This is a genomic window from Pseudomonas sp. B21-048 (genome assembly GCF_024748615.1).
Classification (GTDB): domain Bacteria; phylum Pseudomonadota; class Gammaproteobacteria; order Pseudomonadales; family Pseudomonadaceae; genus Aquipseudomonas.
In genome coordinates this window covers 1146492-1159987 of the sequence record NZ_CP087168.1, presented here as the reverse complement: position 1 = coordinate 1159987, position 13496 = coordinate 1146492, and the positions used below count along the sequence as shown (strand labels likewise).

The 13496-nt window shown below is 58.7% G+C and carries 10 protein-coding genes; all 10 read right to left on the bottom strand.

Annotated elements, in window-relative coordinates:
* Positions 1-267: 267 nt before the first annotated feature.
* The 10 genes from tilS to bamA all read right to left on the bottom strand — a co-directional run bounded on the left by tilS (position 268) and on the right by bamA (position 13464).
* Positions 268-1596 carry a tRNA lysidine(34) synthetase TilS gene (tilS, locus tag LOY56_RS05180; RefSeq protein WP_258620323.1) on the bottom strand — a complete coding sequence of 443 codons (1329 nt, stop codon included), beginning with the start codon at positions 1594-1596 and terminating at the stop codon, positions 268-270.
* Between the two features lie 86 nt (positions 1597-1682).
* Positions 1683-2630, bottom strand: coding sequence for an acetyl-CoA carboxylase carboxyltransferase subunit alpha (locus tag LOY56_RS05175; protein ID WP_258620321.1), 948 nt, complete (start codon positions 2628-2630; stop codon positions 1683-1685).
* Positions 2631-2782: 152 nt separating this feature from the next.
* The gene (gene dnaE, locus LOY56_RS05170) at positions 2783-6304 is read right to left on the bottom strand and encodes a DNA polymerase III subunit alpha (RefSeq protein ID WP_258620319.1); all 3522 of its coding nucleotides are present in this window, start codon (positions 6302-6304) and stop codon (positions 2783-2785) included.
* An 83-nt stretch (positions 6305-6387) separates the two neighbouring features.
* Positions 6388-7029 (bottom strand): ribonuclease HII, encoded by a 642-nt coding sequence (rnhB, locus tag LOY56_RS05165; RefSeq protein WP_008072671.1) that lies wholly within the window; start codon positions 7027-7029, stop codon positions 6388-6390.
* Positions 7029-8156, bottom strand: coding sequence for a lipid-A-disaccharide synthase (gene lpxB, locus LOY56_RS05160; RefSeq protein WP_258620317.1), 1128 nt, complete (start codon positions 8154-8156; stop codon positions 7029-7031). The genes rnhB and lpxB overlap by 1 nt, the downstream gene beginning before the upstream one ends.
* Positions 8157-8158: 2 nt before the next feature.
* Positions 8159-8935, bottom strand: a complete 777-nt coding sequence (lpxA, locus tag LOY56_RS05155) for an acyl-ACP--UDP-N-acetylglucosamine O-acyltransferase (RefSeq protein WP_008010226.1) — start codon at positions 8933-8935, stop codon at positions 8159-8161.
* Positions 8932-9372: a 3-hydroxyacyl-ACP dehydratase FabZ gene (gene fabZ / locus LOY56_RS05150; RefSeq protein ID WP_007907157.1), complete on the bottom strand. Its 441-nt coding sequence runs from the start codon at positions 9370-9372 to the stop codon at positions 8932-8934. Before fabZ ends, lpxA begins: the two co-directional genes overlap by 4 nt.
* A gap of 108 nt (positions 9373-9480) precedes the next feature.
* Positions 9481-10536, bottom strand: a complete 1056-nt coding sequence (gene lpxD, locus LOY56_RS05145) for a UDP-3-O-(3-hydroxymyristoyl)glucosamine N-acyltransferase (protein ID WP_258620315.1) — start codon at positions 10534-10536, stop codon at positions 9481-9483.
* A gap of 3 nt (positions 10537-10539) precedes the next feature.
* Positions 10540-11043, bottom strand: coding sequence for an OmpH family outer membrane protein (locus LOY56_RS05140; RefSeq protein ID WP_007907155.1), 504 nt, complete (start codon positions 11041-11043; stop codon positions 10540-10542).
* 45 nt (positions 11044-11088) lie between these two features.
* A complete protein-coding gene (gene bamA / locus LOY56_RS05135) occupies positions 11089-13464 on the bottom strand; it encodes an outer membrane protein assembly factor BamA (protein WP_258620314.1) in 2376 nt (791 codons plus the stop codon).
* Between the last annotated feature and the right edge of the window lie 32 nt (positions 13465-13496).

The following is a 13496-nucleotide window of genomic DNA, read 5'->3' as shown; positions in this document are numbered from 1 at the left end:
CCTAGAAGTCTGCGTTAAAGCGGTCCGAGCCGCCGGGGAAAGCGAAGGAAGGCCGAAGCCCCCGATCACCTGCATTAATCACAGTGCACCTTTCAAAAAAACCGCCGCGTTGGGACAGACCGGTAGATGAAACACCGGTAGGTTGCTCGCTACACATTTTTTGGAATCGCCCAGCAAAGACTGCTTGGTAATCGGCAACTCCTGCGATTCAGGCGAATCCACAGAAGTTGTATCAAGAAGGGAGCGTAGTCTACCGGAAAGCCCCTTTCAGCTCAAACCTTGATCTTCGATCAGCGGCTGCCAATGCAAATACCAACCACCTTGCTCACCGCCATTTAGCCCCCGCAGGTTCGCCACCGCCAGCAATTGCTGGCCTCTGTAGACCAGCGGCAATCTGCCACGGGCGAAGCCCGGAATGCCGCTTTCGTTGAGTAAACGCTTCAAGTCACGGTGGCCGCGATCGGGCAGGTTCATGATCTCGCCTCCCTCACGATAGCGGATTTGCAGCGGGCCATCGGGGGGCTGACCGGCGAACGTAAGGACGCCGTTATCCGGCAACGCCAGTGATACCGCGGGATCAGCCCAAGACACTGGGGATGGCGGAATGCGCAGCCAACCACCAGACAACCACCAGAGACGCCCGCCCGCGCGATGCAATTCACCCGCTGCGAGTCGCCAGACCGGACGCGCATCGCCGGTCGCATCACGCAAATTTTCCCAACCCGACCAATGGTCACTGTCCGGCAAAGTCGTCAGCGGTTTTAGCCAATAACTTAACGCGTTGCGCTGGCGCGCATCAGACAGTTTTTCCAGGGGTGCCAGCTCCAGCGACGGCAACCCCAGCCAATCGAAATCACTGACCGTGGTGGCGTGGGCCAGATCGATTTGCGCCAACTCGTCGAGCAGTCCCTGCGCTTCGCTCAGATGCGCAGCGCTGCGGGCCATGGTCGCCACCGCTTGCGGCCAGCGCGCGGTCAACACGGGGAACACCTGATGACGCAGGTAATTGCGCGAGAACTGGCGGTCCTGGTTCGACGGATCCTCGATCCAGCTCAACTGATATTCCGTCGCGTAGGCCTCAAGCTCGGCGCGCGTGACGTCGAGCAAGGGTCGCAGCAGATGCCCCCGGCCCAAAGGACGCTCGCTCGGCATCCCCGACAACCCTCTCACTCCTGCCCCACGCATCAGCCGAAACAATAGAGTTTCCGCCTGATCGTCACGGTGTTGGCCGGTGAGCAGCACTTCGCCAGCGTGAGTCGCCGCGATGAAGGCGCCATAACGCGCATCCCGCGCCGCACGCTCAAGGCTGGCGCCGGGTTCAACCTGAACGCGCACGATCTCTAGCGGCACTCCCAACGCACCACAGACCGACTGACAATGTTCCGGCCACGCATCAGCCGCAGCCTGGAGGCCATGGTGGACATGGATGGCGGTCAGCGCTGGCAGGGATTGGGTGTTCGCAAGGTGCGCGAGAAGGTGCAGCAGGACGGTGGAATCGAGACCACCGGAGAACGCGATGCGCCAGGTTGTGGCGGTGCGCCAAGGCGTGAGGTTGCGCAGGAGTCGGGTAGGCAAATCAATCGTGGGCTGACTCATATCAATCACTTCGCACAAATCAAATGTGGGAGCGAGCAAGCCCGCTCCCACATTGGTTATCCAGCATTTGCCGAAGCAGCGTCAGATCAGAGACCGTAGCTCATCAGACGCTCGTAACGACGGGCCAACAGCGCCTCGTTATCGAACTTCTTCAGCATCGCCAGTTGCGAGCTCAGCTCGGCGCGGATCGAGGCTGCCGCGGCGGCCGGATCACGATGAGCGCCGCCCAATGGCTCGCCGATCACTTTATCGACAATGCCCAGGCCCTTCAGACGCTCGGCAGTAATGCCCATGGCTTCAGCGGCATCCGGCGCCTTCTCGGCAGTTTTCCACAGAATCGAGGCGCAACCTTCCGGCGAAATCACCGCGTAGGTCGAGTATTGCAGCATGTTCAACTGATCGCAGACCCCGATCGCCAATGCACCACCGGAACCACCCTCACCGATCACGGTGGCGATGATGGGGGTTTTCAGGCGAGCCATGACACGCAGGTTCCAGGCAATCGCTTCGCTCTGGTTGCGCTCTTCGGCGTCGATGCCAGGGTAAGCACCCGGGGTGTCGATGAAGGTCAGGATCGGCATTTTGAAACGCTCGGCCATTTCCATCAAACGGCACGCCTTGCGATAGCCTTCCGGACGCGGCATACCGAAGTTGCGACGAACCTTCTCGCGCACTTCGCGGCCTTTCTGGTGACCGATGATCATCACCGGCTGATCGTCCAGACGGGCAATGCCGCCAACGATGGCTGCGTCGTCGGAGAAGTGACGGTCGCCGTGCAGTTCGTCGAACTCGGTGAAGATGTGTTCGATGTAGTCCAGGGTATACGGACGTTTCGGATGACGCGCCATACGTGCGATCTGCCAGCTGGTCAGCTTGCCGAAGATGTCTTCGGTCAGCGTGCTGCTCTTGTCCTGCAGGCGGGAAATCTCATCGCCGATATTCAGCGAATTGTCATTACCGACCAAGCGCAACTCTTCGATCTTGGCTTGCAGGTCGGCGATCGGCTGTTCGAAATCTAGAAAATTCGGGTTCATAGGCGTCCGTCTTGGGTCGACCTTCCAAGAGAGCTTGGGCCGGCCGGTTGTCTATTCGCGCCCTACCTTAAGGGACAGGCGCGTTCAGGTCGAGATTAAAAAATTGGGTCGGGATCAGGCGCGTTCCAATGGTAAGGAATGCCGCCTGACCGTCAACGGTATTGGAGGAAGACGTTGTCTCGCCCGAACTGGTCACGCAAGGCTTGAATCAAGGCATCCGCCGGATCGATCCGCCAGGTCTCACCGAACTGCAACAAGGCCTTCGCATCGGGACTGGTGTACTCCATGGTGATCGGGCACGCGCCGCGGTGGCGCTTGAACAGCTCACCCAGCCAGCGTAGCTGATCGCCCTTCAAATCCTTGGTGTGCAATTTCAGGCGCAGGCTTTCGGCCAGGTTGGTGCGCGCATCTTCCATGCTCATCACCCGCTTGACCCGCAGCCGCAGGCCGCCAGAGAAATCGTCGTTGCTGACTTCGCCCTCGACCACCACCATCGCGTCGGTCTGCAACAGCGACTGCGCGGAATGGAAGGCATCGGCGAACAACGAGGCTTCGATCCGCCCGGAGCGGTCATCGAGGGTGATGAACCCCATCTTGTCGCCCTTTTTGTTCTTCATCACTCGCAGGGCGATGATCATGCCCGCGACCGTCTGCGTATCGCGAGCCGGCTTCAGGTCGATGATGCGCTGACGGGCGAAACGACGGATTTCGCCTTCGTATTCGTCGATCGGGTGACCGGTCAGGTACAGGCCCAAGGTGTCTTTCTCCCCTTTCAGGCGTTCCTTGAGGGTCAGTTCCTTGGCCTTGCGATGATTGGCGTAGACATCCGCGTCTTCCTCGACGAACAAGCCGCCAAACAGATCGGCGTGGCCACTGTCGTGGGTGCGCGCGGTTTGTTCGGCAGCCTTGATCGCCCCTTCCATCGCATTCAACAAGACCGCGCGGTTCTGGTCGATGCTGGCTTGATAGGCTTTGGGTTCGTCATGGAAATACGGGCCCAGACGATCCAGCGCGCCGCTGCGGATCAAACCGTCCAGGGTGCGCTTGTTGATCCGCTTGAGATCGACACGGGCGCAGAAATCGAACAGATCCTTGAACGGTCCGTCCTGACGCGCCTCGGTGATCGCTTCCACCGGCCCTTCGCCCACACCCTTGATTGCGCCGAGGCCATAGATAATGCGGCCTTCGTCATTCACCGTGAACTTGAACTCCGAAGTATTCACATCCGGCGCGTCGAGACGCAGCTTCATGGTGCGAATTTCTTCGATCAAGGTCACGACCTTGTCGGTGTTGTGCATATCCGCCGACAGTACCGCGGCCATGAACGGCGCCGGGTAGTGGGTTTTCAGCCACGCGGTCTGGTACGACACTAGGCCATACGCGGCGGAGTGGGATTTGTTGAAGCCGTAACCGGCGAACTTTTCTACCAGGTCGAAGATGTTACCGGCCAGGTCGGCGTCGATATTGTTGGTGGCGCAACCTTCAATGAAACCGCCACGTTGCTTGGCCATTTCTTCGGGTTTTTTCTTACCCATGGCTCGACGCAGCATGTCTGCACCGCCAAGGGTATAACCGGCCATGACCTGGGCAATCTGCATCACCTGTTCCTGATACAGGATGATGCCGTACGTCGGCGCCAGGACTGGTTTGAGGCCTTCGTACTGGTAATCCGAGTGCGGGTACGCGAGCTCCGCGCGACCGTGCTTACGGTTGATAAAGTCGTCAACCATGCCTGATTGCAACGGGCCCGGACGGAACAGGGCCACCAATGCGATCAAGTCTTCCAGGCAGTCGGGCTTGAGCTTTTTGATCAGCTCTTTCATACCGCGCGACTCGAGCTGGAACACCGCGGTGGTTTCAGCTTTTTGCAGCAACGTGTAGGTCGGTTTGTCGTCCAGCGGGATAAAGGCGATATCCAGCGGCGGCTCGTTGACCTTGGCGCGATCGCGGTTGATGGTTTTCAGCGCCCAGTCGATGACCGTCAGGGTCCGCAGGCCGAGGAAGTCGAACTTCACCAGACCGGCAGCCTCGACGTCATCCTTGTCGAACTGGGTTACCAGGCCATCGCCCGCTTCGTCGCAATAAATCGGCGAGAAGTCGGTCAGCTTGGTCGGCGCGATTACCACACCACCGGCGTGCTTGCCGACGTTACGCACAACGCCTTCGAGCTTGCGCGCCATCTCCCAGATTTCCGCAGCCTCTTCATCGACCTTGATGAAATCGCGCAGGATTTCTTCCTGCTCGTAGGCCTTTTCCAGGGTCATGCCGACTTCGAACGGAATCATCTTCGACAGACGATCCGCCAAGCCGTAGGACTTGCCCTGCACCCGCGCCACGTCACGGACCACCGCTTTCGCCGCCATGGAACCGAAGGTGATGATCTGGCTCACCGCGTTACGGCCGTATTTCTCGGCCACGTAATCGATCACCCGGTCACGGCCGTCCATGCAGAAGTCGACGTCGAAGTCGGGCATGGATACCCGTTCCGGGTTAAGGAAACGTTCGAACAGCAGGTCATATTCCAGCGGGTCGAGGTCGGTGATCTTCTGCACATAGGCCACCAGCGACCCGGCACCCGACCCACGACCCGGACCTACCGGCACGCCGTTGCTCTTGGCCCACTGGATAAAGTCCATCACGATCAGGAAGTAACCGGGAAAGCCCATCTGGATGATGATATCCAGCTCGAAATTCAGCCGGTCGACATAGACTTGGCGCTTGGTTTCATAGTCTTCGGTGGTGTCTTTGGGCAGCAGAACGGTCAGGCGTTCTTCCAGACCGTCGAAGGAAACCTTGCGGAAGTACTCGTCGATGGTCATGCCATCGGGAATCGGGAAGTTGGGCAGGAAGTGCTTGCCCAGTTTCACGTCGATGTTGCAGCGCTTGGCGATTTCGACGGTGTTTTCCAGCGCCTCGGGCAAGTCGCTGAACAGCTCGGCCATTTCCTCGGCGCTTTTGAGGTATTGCTGATCGCTGTAATTCTTCGAACGCCGCGGATCGTCGAGGGCGCGGCCCTCACCGATGCAAACGCGGGTTTCGTGGGCCTCGAAGTCTTCCTGCTTGATGAAGCGCACGTCGTTGGTCGCCACCAGCGGCGCGCCGATCTTCGCCGCCAGCGCCACGGCGCCGTGCAGTTGCTCTTCGTCATTGGGGCGGCTGGTGCGCTGGACTTCCAGATAGAAACGATCCGGGAACACCGCCATCCACTCGCGTGCCAGGGTTTCGGCTTCATCCGGGTTGCCGCTGAGCATCGCCAGACCGATCTCGCCCTCTTTCGCCGCCGACAGCATGATCAAGCCTTCGCTGGCTTCGGCCACCCACTGACGCTCGATGATGATCGAGCCATTGCGCTGACCGTCGATGAAACCACGGGAGATCAGTTCGGTCAGGTTACGATAACCCACGGCGTTCATCGCCAGCAGGCTGATCCGGCTCAAGGCGTTGTCCGGATCCTTGTTCGACAGCCACAGGTCGGCGCCGCAGATCGGCTTGATCCCCGCGCCCATGGCAGCTTTATAGAATTTGACCAGGGAACACATGTTGTTCTGGTCGGTGACCGCCACGGCAGGCATGTTCATGCCGACCAGGGTCTTGACCAGCGGTTTGATCCGCACCAGACCGTCGACCAGGGAATATTCAGTGTGCAGGCGTAGATGAACGAATGAAGCCGGCATAGTGATCCTGTCTAGAAACTAGAAACGTAAAGACAACAAGGCCCGGATTGTACCGGGCCTTGAGTAAAACATCAGCCTTGCGACTAACTACCGATCAGGTTTTCCCGCGCTTCATACGCCAAGCGTACCGGGGCGAACGAGCGGCGATGGATTGGGGTCGGCCCCAAGCGGGCCAACGCTTCCAGATGAACGGGCGTCGGGTAGCCTTTATGGCCTCCGATCCCGTAACCCGGATAAATCAATTCGAACGCGGCCATTTCTCGATCACGGCTGACCTTGGCCAGAATCGATGCCGCGGCAATGGCTGGCACCTTGCCGTCGCCCTGAATTACCGCTTCGGCGCGCATAGAGAGTTTCGGGCAACGGTTGCCGTCGATCATCGCCAGTTTCGGCTGAATGTGCAGCCCCTCGACGGCACGCTGCATGGCCAGCATGGTGGCGTGAAGGATGTTCAGTTCGTCGATTTCTTCTACTTCAGCGCGAGCGACATACCAGCTCAGGGCCTTTTCGCAGATTTCGTCATAAAGCGCATCACGGCGAGCTTCGGTGAGTTTCTTCGAGTCGTTGAGGCCCAGGATGGGGCGGCTCGGATCAAGGATCACCGCCGCCGTCACCACCGCACCGCACAGCGGGCCGCGACCGACTTCATCGACACCCGCCACCAGATCTTCAAGTTCATCGACTAGCATAAAATCCAGGCCCAGCTGCTTGCTTGCTTTGCTCATTATGCTCTGCCAATCAGGTTCAGTACCGCGTCCGCTGCCTGATTGGAGGCGTCCAAGCGCAGGGTTCGGTGGATTTCGTCAAAGCCTCGGGTCTGCTCCTGGCCACCTTCGATCAGTGGCGACAGGGTCTGGGCCAAGGCTTCGACCGTCGCATCGTCCTGCAACAACTCCGGCACCAGCAGGCGCTGGGCCAGCAAATTTGGCAAGGAGACGTAGGGACTTTTCACCATCCGTTTGAGAATCCAGAACGTCAGCGGTGCCAAGCGATAAGCGACCACCATTGGCCGCTTGTACAACAAGGCTTCCAGCGTAGCCGTGCCCGAAGCGATCAACACGGCGTCGCAAGCAGCCAGGGCCAGATGGGATTTACCCTCGAGCAAGGTCAGCGGTAAATCGCGACCGACCAGCAGCTCTTCAAGCTGAGCCCGGCGCTGCGGGCTCGCGCATGGCAAGACGAACCGTACGCCGGGACGCATGGCCCGCAGCCGCTGGGCGGTGTCGAGAAATAACGCGCCGAGACGCCCGACCTCTCCACCACGGCTCCCCGGCATCAAGGCAACCAGCGGCCCGTCCGGCAAACCCAGTTCGGCCCGCGCGGCGGCGCGATCAGCCTCAAGCGGAATCGCATCGGCCAGGGAATGCCCGACAAACCGCACCGGCACGCCCTTCTCTTCATAAAATTTAGCTTCGAACGGAAACAGCGTCAGCATCAGGTCGCAACCTTCGCGAATCTTCAGCACCCGCTTCTGCCGCCAGGCCCAGACCGACGGGCTGACGTAATGCACGGTCTTGATCCCGGCCTGACGCAGCTTGAGTTCGATATTGAGGTTGAAGTCCGGGGCATCGATACCGATGAACACGTCCGGCTTCTCGGCGATCAGGTCCGCGATCAGTTTCTTGCGACGTGCCAACAGCTCCCGCAAACGGCCCAGCACTTCCACCAGCCCCATGACAGAAAGGCGTTCCATCGGGAAATACGAGGTCAGGCCTTCGGCCTGCATCAGCGGACCGCCGACACCGATGAACTCGACCGCCGGGTGCTGAGCTTTGAGCGCGCGCATGAGGCCCGCACCCAGAATGTCACCGGAAGCCTCTCCCGCCACCAGCGCAATACGCAGATTGGCCATGGTTAACGGGTGATGCCGCGAGTCGAAGACTGGATGGAATCACGGAACACCGCGACTTCCGGGAACTGAAGCGAAGGTTCGGCCAGCTCGGCGAGCGCCTGTTCGACTGTCAGGCCCTGGCGGTAAACCACCTTGTAGGCACGTCGCAGGGCGTGGATCGCATCTTCGCTGAAACCGCGACGGCGCAGGCCTTCGAAGTTCATGCTGCGGGCTTCGGCGGGGTTGCCGAATACCGTGACGTAGGCGGGAACGTCCTTGCCAATGGCAGTGCCCATGCCGGAAAAGCTGTGGGCGCCAATGTGGCAATACTGGTGAACCAAGGTAAAACCGGACAGGATCGCCCAGTCTTCAACATGCACATGGCCCGCCAACGCGGTGTTGTTGACCAGAATGCAGTGATTGCCGATAACGCTGTCGTGACCGATGTGGGCATAGGCCATGATCAGGTTGTGATCGCCCAGGGTCGTTTCAGAACGGTCCTGAATGGTCCCGCGATGAATCGTCACGCCTTCGCGAATAACGTTATGGTCACCGATGACCAGACGGGTTTCTTCGCCCTTGTATTTCAAATCGGGCGTGTCCTCACCTACCGAAGAAAACTGGTAGATGCGGTTGTGCTTACCGATTCGGGTCGGGCCCTTGAGAATCACATGCGGCCCGATCACTGTCCCCTCGCCGATTTCCACACCTGCGCCGATGATCGACCAAGGGCCGACCTCGACGTCGTCGGCCAGAATGGCCGTCGGATCGATGATTGCGCGAGGGTCAATCAAACTCATAGTTTGCGTTCCGCGCAAATGATTTCAGCGGAGCAGACTGGCTTGCCGTCGACCGAAGCCTGGCACTCGAACTTCCAGATCTGACGCTTGCAGCTCAGGAACTTGGCTTCGAGGATCAACTGATCGCCCGGCAGCACGGGCTGACGGAAGCGCAGTTTGTCGGAGCCAACGAAGTAATAAAGCGTGCCGTCGGCAGGTTTCACGTCAAGCATTTTGAAACCAAGGATCCCGGCAGCCTGAGCCATCGCTTCGATGATCAAAACGCCCGGCATGATTGGATGCGCAGGGAAGTGACCATTGAAGAACGGTTCGTTGATGCTGACATTCTTGTAGGCGCGAATGCGCTTGCCTTCCACATCCAGATCCACGACCCGGTCCACTAGCAGGAACGGGTAACGGTGAGGCAGGTATTCGCGAATCTCGTTGATGTCCATCATTTCGGGGGGAAGCCTATGTAAAGATTGGGAGCGCGCGACTGACGCGCACCCCTCTAGCAAATCAAGGAGGCAGTCTAACGGCCGTGCACACTTGATATGGAAATGGTATCAGCCATCTGATGAGGCATTACCGTCAGGGGTCACGTCCCCTACACGCTTTTCCAGCTGTCGCAGACGTCGCGCGATGTCATCGAGCTGACGGATTCGTGCCGCGCTTTTGCGCCATTCGGCTGCCGGTTGCATCGCCGTACCGGAAGAATAGGAACCCGGCTCGGTAATCGAGTGGGTCACCATGGTCATCCCGGTCAGGAAAACGTTGTCGCAAATTTCGATATGCCCCACCAGCCCTACGCCACCGGCGAGCATGCAATGCTTGCCGATTTTGGTGCTGCCGGAGATCCCCACACACGCGGCCATGGCGGTGTGGTCACCGACCTGGACGTTGTGCGCGATCTGAATCTGGTTGTCGAGCTTCACACCATTGCCGATTACGGTATCGGCCAGTGCGCCGCGATCGATAGCGGTATTTACGCCAATCTCCACGTCATCGCCGATCGAGACACCGCCGATCTGGGCGATTTTCTGCCAGATACCTTTCTCGTTGGCAAAACCGAAGCCTTCACCGCCGAGCACGGCACCGGATTGAATGACCACCCGTTTGCCGATGCGCACATCGTGATACAGCGTGACCCGCGGGGCCAACCAGCCGCCCTCGCCGATTTCGCAGCGCGCACCGATGAAGCAATGAGCCCCGACGGTCACACCTGCGCCAATACGCGCTGCACTTTCGATCACCGCAAAAGCACCGATGCTCGCCGCCGGGTCGACCACTGCATCCACTGCCACCACCGCTGTCGGATGAATACCGGCAGGCGCTTTGGGCTTGGGATCGAACAGGTGGGAAACGCGCGCGTAGGCCAGATACGGATCCGGCACCACCAATGCATCACCGGCAAAACCTTCAGCGTCAGCGGCCTTCAGCAATACAGCTGCGGCCTGACTGTCAGCCAGGTATTTACGGTATTGAGGATTTGCCAGAAAGCTCAACTGAGCTGGGCCAGCCTCTTGCAAAGTGGCTAGCCCAGTAATTTCTTTCTTCGGGTCGCCACGTAAGGTGGCGCCGAGGAACTCGGCCAACTGGCCGAGCTTTATAGTCGCTGTCATGGGTTACTTCAGCTGATTCATGCGCTCGATAACCTGGCGAGTGATGTCGTACTGAGGCTTGACATCAATCACTGCGCCACGCTCGAAGACCAGGTCAAAAGCACCTTTCTTGATGACTTCTTCCACAGCGCTGTCCAGTTTCGGCTTGAGCTGTTTCAGCATTTCACGGTCGGCAACGGCCTTGGCTTCGTTCAGTTCCTTGGACTGGAACTGGAAATCACGAGCCTTTTGCTTGAACTCGAGTTCCAGGCGTTCACGCTCGCCTTGCTGCATTTTGTCGCCGCCGGCCATCAGACGGTCCTGGATACCCTTGGCGCTGCTTTCCAGGCTCTTGAGCTTGGTCAGTTGCGGGCCGAATTTTTTCTCGGCATCCACGGCGTATTTTTTCGCCGCGTCGGATTCCAGCAATGCCATTTGATAATTCAGCACGGCGATTTTCATGTCGGCAAAAGCCGGACCTGCTACCAGTACGGTCGCCAGGAGAACCAATTGAGTCAACTTACGCACGATGCACTCCTACAAAATCCATTGTCGTTATCTTGGGTCAGACGCTTAGAACGTCTGGCCGAGGGAGAATTGGAACACTTGAGTCTCAGCGTCATCCGGTTTCTTGATCGGCATGGCCAACGCGAAGCTCAAAGGACCCAGTGCGGTAACCCAGGTCACGCCGACACCGACGGAGCTGGCCATGTTGCTCAGGCTGATGTCGTTGCACTGCGTATTGGACTTCGAACCGTCAGCGTTCCTGGTCTCTTTGCACGTCGAGTCGAACACGTTACCCACGTCCCAGAATACCGAAGTACGCAGGGAGCGCTGATCCTTGACGAACGGCAGAGGGAACAGAACCTCAACACCGCCCTGGATCAGGACATTACCACCGAATGGCAGTGGATCCTGGTCCGGGTCGACCGACGTCCCCGGGTTTTTACCGGTACTTGGTGTACTGCGAGGCCCCAGAGTACTGTCCTTGAAGCCACGCACCGAGTTGAAACCACCGGCGTAATAGTTTTCATAGAACGGCAAGCCATCGGTCGAACCGTAACCATCGCCATAGCCCAGCTCGGTGTGCAGACGCATGGTGTAGTTTTCGGACAATGGCTGGAACAGCTGGCCACGGTAATCGAGCTTGAAGAACGACAAGTCGCTGCCAGGGGTGGTGGTTTCCAGAGTCAGGCTCTGAGAACGACCACGGGTCGCCAGCACGCCTTTGTTCAGGGTGGACTCGGACCAACCGGCCGAAGCCTTGAAGTTCAGGTAGCTGTCGCCCTCGCGGTTAACGAAGTCGAAAATCTCGTCAACGGTGTACTGGCCGGTCTTGATATCGTCCTGTTGCGCGGTCAGGCCGAAGGTCAGGCGCGAAGTCTCGCTGATCGGGTAGCCGACGCTCACGCCCGCACCCAGGCTGTCTACGGCATAGCTGGCCACGTCGACATCGAGGTCGTCATAGTCTGTGGTGCGATAGAAAGCGTTGTAACCCAGGCTCACACCATCAGCAGTCCAGTAGGGGTCGACATAACCGAAGTTATAGCGGCTCTGGTATTCACTACGAGTCAAACCGATGCTGACCTTGTTACCGGTACCCAGGAAGTTGTTCTGGGTGATCGAACCACCGAGGATCAGACCGGCACTCTGGGCGAAACCGACGCTCGCGGTAATCGAGCCGGAGGCCTGTTCTTCAACGCTGTAGTTCACATCAACCTGGTCATCGACACCCGGTACGGCCGGCGTCTCGACGTTGACTTCCTTGAAGAAGCCCAGACGTTCCAGGCGCGTCTTGGATTGATCGATCAGGTAAGTCGAAGCCCAACCGCCTTCCATCTGACGCATTTCACGGCGCAGCACTTCGTCTTCGGACTTGGTGTTGCCACGGAAGTTGATGCGGTTCACGTATGCACGCTTGCCCGGATCGACAGCGAACGTGATGTCGACCGTGTGGTCGTCATCGTGAGGCTGAGGCACGCCGTTGACGTTGGCGAAGGTGTAACCCTCGTTACCCAGGCGACGGGTAATCAGTTCGGACGTGGTGGTCATCAGCTTGCGCGAGAACACCTGGCCTTTTTGAACCAGCAGCAGGGACTTGACCTGGTCTTCAGGCACTTTCAGGTCACCGCTGAGCTTGACGTCACGAACGGTGTACTTCTCGCCTTCGTTGACGTTGACGGTGATGTAGACGTGTTTCTTGTCCGGGGTGATGGACACCTGGGTCGAAGCGATATCCATATTGATATAGCCGCGATCCAGATAGTAGGAACGCAGACGCTCCAGGTCACCGGAGAGTTTTTCACGAGCGTATTTGTCATCGTTCTTGAAGAACGACAGCCAGTTGGTGGTCTTGAGCTCGAACAGGTCGATCAGGTCTTCATCAGGGAAGACCGTGTTACCCACCACGTTGATGTGCTGGATAGCTGCAACGGTGCCTTCGTTGATGTTGACCTTCAGGCCCACGCGGTTACGCGGCTGCGGCACCACTTCGGTATCGACGGTGGCCGAGTATCGGCCCTGAGCGACATATTGACGCTGCAGCTCGTTACGCACACCCTCAAGGGTGGCGCGCTGGAAGATCTCGCCTTCGGCCAGACCGGATTGTTTGAGGCCTTTCATCAGGTCTTCGGTGGAGATCGCCTTGTTGCCTTCGATCTCGATACTGGCGACCGACGGTCGCTCGACTACAGTGATGACGAGGACGTTGCCATCGCGACCCAGCTGGATATCTTGAAAGAACCCGGTTTTGAACAGCGCACGAGTGGATTCCACCAGGCGACGATCATCCGCCTGTTCGCCGACGTTCAACGGCAAGGCACCAAAGACGCTACCCGCGGAGACCCGCTGGAGGCCATTGACGCGAATATCAGAGATAGTGAAGGACTCGGCGTGAACTTCGGCGATCATCAATACGGTGAGAACCGCAGTTAGCAGCAGACGTTTCATGAAGTCCTTTCTTATTCCAACTGGCAATAAAA

What these genes read in the sequence shown, in the direction of transcription:
- tilS (WP_258620323.1), bottom strand. Translation starts at nt 1,596, where the DNA reads ATGAGTCAGCCCACGATTGATTTGCCTACCCGACTCCTGCGCAACCTC.
- LOY56_RS05175 (WP_258620321.1), bottom strand. Translation starts at nt 2,630, where the DNA reads ATGAACCCGAATTTTCTAGATTTCGAACAGCCGATCGCCGACCTGCAA.
- dnaE (WP_258620319.1), bottom strand. Translation starts at nt 6,304, where the DNA reads ATGCCGGCTTCATTCGTTCATCTACGCCTGCACACTGAATATTCCCTG.
- rnhB (WP_008072671.1), bottom strand. Translation starts at nt 7,029, where the DNA reads ATGAGCAAAGCAAGCAAGCAGCTGGGCCTGGATTTTATGCTAGTCGAT.
- lpxB (WP_258620317.1), bottom strand. Translation starts at nt 8,156, where the DNA reads ATGGCCAATCTGCGTATTGCGCTGGTGGCGGGAGAGGCTTCCGGTGAC.
- lpxA (WP_008010226.1), bottom strand. Translation starts at nt 8,935, where the DNA reads ATGAGTTTGATTGACCCTCGCGCAATCATCGATCCGACGGCCATTCTG.
- fabZ (WP_007907157.1), bottom strand. Translation starts at nt 9,372, where the DNA reads ATGATGGACATCAACGAGATTCGCGAATACCTGCCTCACCGTTACCCG.
- lpxD (WP_258620315.1), bottom strand. Translation starts at nt 10,536, where the DNA reads ATGACAGCGACTATAAAGCTCGGCCAGTTGGCCGAGTTCCTCGGCGCC.
- bamA (WP_258620314.1), bottom strand. Translation starts at nt 13,464, where the DNA reads ATGAAACGTCTGCTGCTAACTGCGGTTCTCACCGTATTGATGATCGCC.